Origin of the sequence: Vibrio sp. V10_P2A27P122, from assembly GCF_963874335.1 — a bacterium.
GTDB lineage: Bacteria > Pseudomonadota > Gammaproteobacteria > Enterobacterales > Vibrionaceae > Vibrio > Vibrio anguillarum.
Genome location: NZ_CAWNHY010000038.1, coordinates 1 through 9,142, shown reverse-complemented (window position 1 = coordinate 9,142; position 9,142 = coordinate 1). Strand labels below are relative to the sequence as shown.

The 9,142-nt window shown below is 45.1% G+C and carries 8 protein-coding genes and 2 tRNA genes; 2 read left to right on the top strand and 8 right to left on the bottom strand.

What is annotated here, in order from left to right; translation table 11 throughout:
* The first annotated feature begins 146 nt into the window (after positions 1-146).
* Positions 147-233: transfer RNA gene (locus AACQ17_RS02450), tRNA-Leu, on the top strand.
* A gap of 37 nt (positions 234-270) precedes the next feature.
* A tRNA-Cys gene (locus AACQ17_RS02445) sits at positions 271-344 on the top strand.
* A gap of 132 nt (positions 345-476) precedes the next feature.
* Here the strand turns inward: AACQ17_RS02445 and choV are convergent.
* The 8 genes from choV to AACQ17_RS02405 all read right to left on the bottom strand — a co-directional run.
* Entirely contained in the window at positions 477-1,664 is a 1,188-nt protein-coding gene (choV, locus tag AACQ17_RS02440; RefSeq protein ID WP_094147677.1) for a choline ABC transporter ATP-binding protein, read from the bottom strand.
* Positions 1,665-1,666: 2 nt separating this feature from the next.
* Positions 1,667-2,515, bottom strand: a complete 849-nt coding sequence (choW, locus tag AACQ17_RS02435; RefSeq protein WP_017048787.1) for a choline ABC transporter permease subunit — start codon at positions 2,513-2,515, stop codon at positions 1,667-1,669.
* Positions 2,516-2,564: 49 nt separating this feature from the next.
* Positions 2,565-3,509, bottom strand: coding sequence for a choline ABC transporter substrate-binding protein (locus AACQ17_RS02430; RefSeq protein WP_094147678.1), 945 nt, complete (start codon positions 3,507-3,509; stop codon positions 2,565-2,567).
* A 36-nt stretch (positions 3,510-3,545) separates the two neighbouring features.
* A complete protein-coding gene (betA, locus tag AACQ17_RS02425; RefSeq protein ID WP_094147679.1) occupies positions 3,546-5,246 on the bottom strand; it encodes a choline dehydrogenase in 1,701 nt (566 codons plus the stop codon).
* 18 nt (positions 5,247-5,264) lie between these two features.
* Entirely contained in the window at positions 5,265-6,725 is a 1,461-nt protein-coding gene (gene betB, locus AACQ17_RS02420) for a betaine-aldehyde dehydrogenase (protein WP_094147680.1), read from the bottom strand.
* A gap of 21 nt (positions 6,726-6,746) precedes the next feature.
* A complete protein-coding gene (gene betI, locus AACQ17_RS02415) occupies positions 6,747-7,340 on the bottom strand; it encodes a transcriptional regulator BetI (RefSeq protein ID WP_017046103.1) in 594 nt (197 codons plus the stop codon).
* 216 nt (positions 7,341-7,556) lie between these two features.
* The gene (locus AACQ17_RS02410) at positions 7,557-8,345 is read right to left on the bottom strand and encodes a lipase family protein (protein ID WP_094167768.1); all 789 of its coding nucleotides are present in this window, start codon (positions 8,343-8,345) and stop codon (positions 7,557-7,559) included.
* Between the two features lie 457 nt (positions 8,346-8,802).
* Positions 8,803-9,142 (bottom strand): hypothetical protein (locus AACQ17_RS02405; RefSeq protein WP_206208104.1); only part of this gene is annotated, 340 nt, incomplete at its 5' end.

The window sequence follows — 9,142 nt, the reverse complement described above, 5'->3', positions numbered from 1 at the left end:
GTTATTAAAAGCTGCAAAGCAATGTTTAATAACAATTTTTGTTAATAAACAAATGTTGTTAATAACAAAGCTAGCGAATGTACTTCAAAAAATTTTCGATGGTGTGTAACTGATTCAGTTGACGGCATCGCAATCCAGAATTGCGTGCCCTGGTGGTGAAATTGGTAGACACAAGGGATTTAAAATCCCTCGACTTTCGAGTCGTGCCGGTTCAAGTCCGGCCCGGGGCACCATCTATTCTTTGCTCATTAAGAGCAACAAAAAATTAAAGGCGCGATGGCAGACTGGTTATGCAGCGGATTGCAAATCCGTGGACCTCGGTTCGACTCCGGGTCGCGCCTCCAAAAACAAAAAAAGACGCTTTTTAGCGTCTTTTTTTGATCTATGTGATTAAGAATCAACAGCCTGCTTAGAAAATAACGCCATCGGTATGATGGCGTTAACATGACATTGACAGCAATGCACAGAGGTGAGTGTTAAGCCGCCTTTTCGGTTTGATAATTTCCCAGTAGGGCACTGTAAATTTCTTGGTCGCTTAAGACGCCGACGAGCTGATTATTTTCCATCAGAAGAATCGGATTTTGAGTTCGATGTTTCAACTCAATCGCGCTACGCATATCAATATCAGGAGTTGTAATAATCATCATCGATGAATCAATGTTCGACATATCGCTGACTTGGGTATCCCAGTTGATAAGAGCGGTCGACGTTGCTCCATATAGCGTCAGAGTTTTATCATGTTGTGCGACCCAAACATCCTGCTTTTTGCAGACCTGCCAACGTTCGTCTTGTTGCTTTAACTGTTCGATGGGCTGCATTAACGAACGTCCTTTCAGTACGTTAAGAGGGTTAGTGTGTGCCACGAACTCTTTGACGTAGTCCGTTTTGGGAGTAAGGACTATTTCTTCAGGCTTACCGTGTTGAATCAGCTTACCTGACTCCATAATCGCGATGTTATTACCTATTTTTAGTGCTTCATCTAAATCGTGGCTAACAAATAAGATCGTCTTGTTGAGTTTGCTTTGTAGATCTAATAACTCATCTTGCAGTTGCGTACGAATCAGCGGATCAAGTGCTGAGAACGGTTCATCCATTAACAGGATGTCACTGTCCATTGCAAAAGCACGTGCTAAACCGACACGTTGCTGCATGCCGCCAGAAAGTTCGTGGGGGAATTTATCTTCCCATTCAGCAAGGCCAACCATCGAGAGCTGAGCACGAGCATGTTGGTGGCGTTTTTTCTTACTCATTCCTTGCATTTCTAAGCCAAACGCCACGTTATCTAAAACCGATAACCAAGGCATAAGGGCAAACTTTTGAAACACCATCGAGACACGATTTGTTCTTAAATGCTGAAGCGTTGCTTTATCACAGCTGGCAAGGTCAACAAAGCGTTTGCCATCTTTTAATTCTAATGATCCCCGGCTGATGGTATTCAAGCCATTCACCGCGCGTAGCAAGCTCGATTTCCCTGAACCAGACAGCCCCATCAAGACGCAAATCTCGCCTTCTTTAACAGTAAGGCTGACATTGTTTACCCCTACGACTTGACCGCAGGCATCGATAATCTCTTGGCGAGATTCACCCGCATCGAGTCGTTGCAGTGCTTCATTTGGGTTCTGACCAAAGATAACATCGAGGTTTTTAATGGTAATTGCGTCCATGATTATGCGTCCTTATTATTTTGATGTGGGGTTTTGCATAAACGATCAAGAATGATGGCGACTAAAACAATGGCTAAGCCTGCTTCAAAACCTTGAGAAATATTGACGGTGTTGAGTGCACGAATCACGGGTTTGCCAAGGCCGTCAGCCCCAACTAAGGCGGCAATCACAACCATTGAGAGTGATAACATAATGCACTGAGTGATCCCTGCCATTATGCTGGGTAGCGCTGCTGGCAACTCCACTTTGAGCAGTAAGTTCATACGGCTAGAGCCGAATGCTTTACCCGCTTCAACTAACTCTTCCGGTACCTTAGTTATCCCAAGATAGGTGAGGCGAATGGGGGCGGCGATGGCAAAGATAATGGTCGAAATGAGCCCCGGAACAATACCCAAACCGAACAGAACTAGCGTTGGAATGAGGTAAACAAAGGTTGGTACCGTTTGCATTAAGTCAAGAATTGGGCGCATCAGCGTATAAAGCCATGGTCGATGCGCGGCGATAATGCCCAATGGTACGCCAATTAATACGGAAATCGTTGTCGCGGCAAACACCAAGACAAAGGTTTCCAGCATTTCTTGCCAGTAGCCAAGGTTTAGAATAAGCAGTAGGGCAGCAATAACAAATACCACCAATGAAATCTGACGATGCAGATACCATGCAATGGCTGCGGTGACTAAAATCGGCACGGCAGGGGGCATCCATTTAAACACATCAACTAAAGATAAAATGATGGTCTCAAGTAAGTAGGAAACAGTATCAAAAAATGTGGCTGCATGGATGGTCAGCCAGTCAACGCCACTTTCCATCCAACGACCTAAGGGGATTTTGTTCTCTGTAATAAAATTCACGGTATAGCCTTTTGGAAGGTGAAATGCTCACCTCCTCCTTTAAATTAATTTATGCTTTAAATGGCGCTAAATAGTTGTTAATAGCTTGTTGTGCAGGTGCTCCAGCTTTGGTTTTTACATTCTTTAGCCATGGAACAATACTTTCTGGATGTTTGGCTAACCATTGGCGAGCGGCTTGTTCTGGTAACACGCCTTGGTTGAGAATGGATTCCATCAGTTGGTTTTCCATTTCAAGAGAGAAAGTCAGGTTTTTTAATAAATTACCGACATTTGGGCATTGTGCTAGGTAGTTCTGACGAACATTGGTGTAGACATTTGCACCACCGTAGTTTGGGCCAAAGTAATCGTCACCGCCATCAAGGTATTCCATTTCAACATTGCTGTTCATTGGGTGCGGAGCCCAACCTAGAAACACAATCCACTGATTACGACGTACCGAGCGTGCCACTTGTGACACCATGCCCGCTTCACTTGACTCAACAACGCTAAAATCGTTCAGTCCAAAAGCGTTTTCATCAACCATCGATTGGATCAAGCGATTACCGTCATTGCCCGGTTCAATACCATAGATTTTGCCGCGAAATTTATCTGAAAATTGAGCGATATCAGCAAACGATTGGACACCGGCATCATAAACGTACTTAGGCACAGCGAGTGTGTATTTTGCTCCTTCCAAGTTAGCGCGCAGAGTTTCAACCGTTCCAGCTTCACGGTATTTGGCAATATCGCCTTCCATGGTTGGCATCCAATTACCGAGGAATACATCAATGTCACCGTTTGCCATAGATGAGTAGGTCACTGGTACTGAGAGCAAATCGATTTTTGTCTGATAGCCTAGCCCTTTAAGCAGCTCTGTGGTTATTGCCGTCGTGGCGGTAATGTCTGTCCAACCCACATCAGCAAAGCGCACCGTATCGCATTGATTGGCGTAAGCGTTGGCGCTGAGCAGAGTCGTCATTGCAAGTGTGAGCACGGTTTTTTTAGTAATAGACATGTTATTTCCTTGTATTTTTGACTGACTTTATAAATTTTATGAGTAAGCGTCCGGCTTTCTCATTGGTGGTTTTATTCTTTGTTTGGTTTGCCAGTCTGGTGCAATCCATACTGGAGCTTCAGTACTGGCTAATAGCGGTTTGCCTAAAATAAGATCGGCGGCGCGCTCTGCGACCATAATGGTTGGCGCATTCAGGTTCCCGTTGGGAATGCTTGGGAATATCGAGGAATCCACCACGCGTAAAGCTTGAATTCCGCGCACTTGGCATTGGTCATTCACCACGGCCATTGGGTCGTCATCTGCGCCCATTTTGCAGCTGCAAGAGGGGTGATAAGCGCTTTCCACATTCTGTTTGACCCATGAATCAATATCGTTATCGCTTTGGATCTCTTCACCCGGTTGAATTTCTTCGCCCCGATAAGCATCCAATGCTGGTTGCGCTAGAATTTCACGGGTGAGACGAATGCAATCGCGCCAATCTTGGCGATCTTGTTCGGTTGATAGGTAATTAAACGCGATAGAGGGTGAAACCGTTGGATCGCGAGAGACAATTTGTACTTGTCCTCGGCTTTCTGGTTTATTGGGCCCCACATGAACTTGGAAGCCGTGACCATCAAAGGCTGCTTGACCGTCGTACCGCATCGCCGCGGGCAAGAAGTGGTATTGAATATTTGGCCATTTTAGCCCTGCGCGAGAGCGAATAAACGCGCACGATTCGAAGTGGTTGGTTGCCCCTAATCCTTTACGAGTTAAGATCCATTCAGTGCCGATAAGCCCCTTGCTGATTAAACCGAGTTTACTGTTTAGTGTGATCGGCTGTTTGCAGTGGTATTGAAAATAGATCTCTAAGTGATCTTGCAGGTTTTGACCCACGCCAGGCAGGTCTTGCTCCAGTTTCACACCAACTTGTTCAAGCAACGCTTTAGGGCCAATACCTGAAAGTTGCAAAAGTTGAGGAGAGCCAATAGAACCAGCACTTGAGATCATTTCTCGCAAGCAAAACGCTTGTTGGATCTTGCCTGATTTTTCAAACTCAACGCCGATGGCCTTTTGCTCTTCAATCAAGATCTTATGTGCCACAATTCCTGTCTTTACGGTGAGGTTCGGTCGCTTCATCGCGCGGCGTAAATAGGCATTGGACGTTGAGGCGCGAACTCCAGAATCTACCGTCATATGCATTGGTCCGAAACCTTCCTGCTGATAAGCATTGTAATCGTCAGTTTCTGGATAACCGGCTTCTTTGCCCGCATCGATGAAGGCTTGATAAAGTGGGTTCAATTGCATGTCGTTACCGTTACAAGTACCGACGGGCCCGTTGCCGCCACGATAAGCGTTCTCGCCACCTATCCAAGATTCAGCGCGGCGAAAATAGGGTAAACAATTTTGATAATTCCAACCTTTAGCGCCCAGTGATTCCCATTCATCAAAATCGCAAGCGTGACCACGAACATATACCATGCCATTAATAGACGAGCTGCCACCGAGTACTTTTCCCCGTGGGCAATGTAACTGACGCCCGTCTAGATCGGGCTCTGATTCGGTTTCAAATTGCCATGCGTATTTTTCGCTGTTCATCGGGTAAGAAAGGGCGGTTGGCATTTGAATGAAAATGCTTTTATCGCTACCACCGGCTTCGAGCAGTAAAACTTGATGCTCGCCCGACTCGGTTAAGCGATCGGCAAGAACACAACCCGCCGAGCCCGCGCCGACGATAATGTAATCAAAGTGATTTAACATAGAAGGCTCCTTTGACGATTAAGCATATGGGCTAGCAAAATCATCTAGCTCCACTAAAATGCTCTTGGTTTGGGTATAGTGCTTCAAGGTTTCTATGCCATTTTCACGACCAATTCCGGAATGCTTATAACCACCAACAGGCATTTCTGCTGGAGAGTCTCCCCAGGTATTTATCCAGCAGATCCCGGCTTGAAGTTGGTGAATTACTCGGTGTGCACGTGAAAGGTTCTGTGTGAACACTCCTGCAGCTAAGCCATATTGAGTGCCATTCGCGCGCGCGATCACTTCGTCTTCATCGCTAAACTTAAGCACTGACATCACAGGGCCAAAGATTTCTTGCTGCACGTGAGCCATGTCATCAGTGCAATCAATGAAAACAGTTGGTGCAACAAAATTGCCCTTATTTAGGCCGTTATCGGTAACTTGATAACCGCCAGTGAGCAAAGTTGCTTGGCTGGTTTTGGCTTGCTCAATCGCTGTGAGCACTTTGCTTAAATGAGGCTTGGAGATCAGTGCACCAATCTGTGTGTTCATATCCATAGGATCGCCAATCACTAATTGTTCAGTACGCAGCTTAAGCTGAGCCACAAACGCATCGTAGAGGCTGTCGTGCACGAAAACGCGCGTCCCATGGGTACACACTTCGCCTTGGGTATAAAAGTTTGCCACCATGGCAGCGGAGACAGCTTGATCAAGCTTGGCATCATCAAAAATAATGAGCGGTGACTTGCCACCCAATTCCATGGTGACAGACTTCAAGCTGCGAGCGCTGTCCGCCATTACGGCTTTCCCGGTACCCGATTCACCGGTAAAAGAGACTTTGGCAATGTCAGGGTGGGCTGTCAGCATTTGACCTACGCGGTAATCACCTTGAACCACGTTAAAGACGCCGTCTGGCACTCCGGCTTCACTGAAGATCTCTGCCAGTTTTAATGCGCTTAATGGCGTTTCCTCTGAGGGCTTGAAAATCATCACATTGCCGGCAGCCAGTGCTGGCGCTGATTTCCACATCGCGATTTGAATCGGATAATTCCATGCGCCAATGCCCGCGCAGATGCCTAATGGTTCGCGGCGAGTATAAAAAAACTGATGGTCGTTGAGCGGTTGTTGCTCGCCTTGAAGCGATGGGGCTAAATTTGCAAAGTACTCAATGACGTCTGCGCCAGTAGCAATATCAACGCAATTGGCTTCTTGAATCGGCTTACCGGTATCGAGAACTTCAAGTACAGCAAGTTCATCGTTTCGTTCTCTAAGTATTTTTACTGCTTTTAGCAAAATACGGCTGCGTTCTGTTGCGGTCATTCTTGACCATATCGCAAATCCTTGCTTGGCTGAGGTGATAGCTTGTGCAATGTCATTGGCACTGGCGTGCTGCAATGTTGCTATCACTTCACCTGTTGCTGGGTTGTAGGTATCGAAACGTTCTCCTGAAGTGGCGGAGCTGAGTGTTCCGTTGATATAAAGCGATTGTATTTCCATTTTAAGGCCTGAAGTGAGTTGTTATTGCGCGTAAAACGCTAATTGTTTATTGAGGTAATCGTTAATGATGGAATGTGCTTGAGCAGGGTCTATCCCTTTGGGGTTTAATGCTCCGCGTAGCCAAATGCCATCAATCAGTGACGCGATACCATGAGCCACGAGGTTGACTTGTTCTGATGGGAGCAGCGGCTTGAGTTCAATCTTAAGATGAGAAAGTAAACGCTGTTCATTGACGTATTGCAGGCGATTTAATTGTGCGTCGTGCATGGAGTAAGCCCAAAACGCTAACCATGTTTTAACGACTTGGTTTTCCGCTTGGAACCCTTTGAAATTGCCGGTTACGATGGCATTAATGCGTTCGTAATGAGCCTCTTTTGGGAGTTGGTTTAAATGCTGAGTGATGGTGGTTGAAAGCTCACGTAAAACAACACGCATTGTCTCTTCCAATAATCCATGCTTGCCGCCAAAGTAGTGATTGATAATCCCTGTCGAGACACCCGCTTCTTTGCTGATTAAAGCGATACTTGCGCCATGTAATCCAACGCGCTCAATGACTGTCATTGTTGCGGCAACAAGTTGAGGTTTGCGTATGTCTGGCATCCCTACCTTTGGCATAATTCATCCTGATTATTTTATATTGAACGATTAGTTAAATATAAAATGCCACGATAATGCTTAGAGTTCAAATCTATTTTTGAATGATAATTGCCATTAAATTTATATGGTTAATGATAAATATTGCTTTAATTCAATTAATTACAATTAATTTTTCATAATTGTTTAGTGTGAGAAATATTTGAAGTCACTGTGTTTTTTGTTCGGTGCTAGCTTCTATCGTTCATCGAAGAAATCCTTATTGCGGATGTATTTACTCATGAGGTGATAAGAGAAGGGGCGAACTAGCCAGCTCAATAAAGATCGACCTAACCGGATTAGTGTTGGTGTGTTTTCGTAAATTCGCCCATTGTAAAGCCACAGCAATTTACCCACATGCCAATAGATTAAAGGGATGGGTGGCATGAAGGTGACGATGTCGAGGTCACAACAAATACGATAGGTTTTGTGACTAAGCGCGTAGCGTTGACGAAAACGCCAATTACCAATCGCGGGTTGGCCGAATGTCACAATGCGTTTGATGCATTTTGGGTATTTCTTTTCGATGTAGTCAGCAAAGATACACCCAATAGCCCCACCCGAAGAGTGACCAGTGATGGCAATGCGTTTGCCGCTCTCGATCAGAGGAACAACGACGGCTTCCAGCCGCTGTAAAACCGATAAGCCGAGTTTATCTTCGTTGCGCGTTGGCAGGCTTTCTTGATGCAGGAGATGGTAAAAGCCCGCATGAATACGGTAATCCAATCCTAAGTGCTGACAACTGCGTGTCCACATTGCAAAGTTCAAAAGCCAATCACTGACACTGTGCGAACCTTTGATGACGACCACGGCCTCTTCTTGGTTTTTACTCCACAGCACTCGAATCATGATTTTACCAAACTGGTTACGGATGATGTGCTGACCGTTCGGGTCAAAACCGTAACGTGTCTGCCTAAACACTCTGGGATAAGCAAGGTTGCACAGCACGGCATAGCGTTCGTATTGATAGCGTTTAAGTGGTTTCACATGACGGCTCTCGAAGATATTGAGCTAACGTAGCGATTGAATGTGAATGCTTTATGAATGATGCAGTTTTGGGTGGAGGAGTATTTATATTTAAATGCTGTCAGCCATAAAGATGCGAAGGACAGAATGTCAAAATTCCCTCCCCTTCAAGGGGTAGGGTCTGTACACCCCCTCCTAACCTCCCCCTGAAAGGGGGAGGAACAGAACGGTTCAGCTTCCACTCTAGAGCATAATGGGGCAAAAATGAGCCAGCGAAGATCGGCCTGATACAAGTTTGGACAGAAGTGATTTAGAGAACGTGTCAAGAAACGGGCACTTCGGACTGGATGTATTTAGACATGGCTAAGTAGACGGCTTTATTGTTCGAGAAAATTGGCTGATGAGACATTCAAAAGAATGTCATTGCTTATTGACCGAAGAAGGACTCATTTGTACTGGTAGCCTCTTTAATATCAAGTTAACCCAATATCTTCATACATCTATCTAAGATATCTTCATTATCAATAATAATTAACTTCAACTTTTTCCGAGTTCTGGTGATGTTCTGGAAGAGCATTTTAACTGGGTTGTAATAAGCATACGCTTTGTAATCTAGACTATCACTTTCGTTGTAATAAAAGAACTTATCCAATACGATAACTACATTATCAAACTCCTGACCTATAATTTCATGAGATGTTTGACAATTAAAATCTGAATATTCCTTGTGATGCTCCCTATTATATTGGGATGGTGTAAATCTAACAACCTCCCAATATCCATTTCGTAACGATGAAATGTATTCTCTAGCATCATCC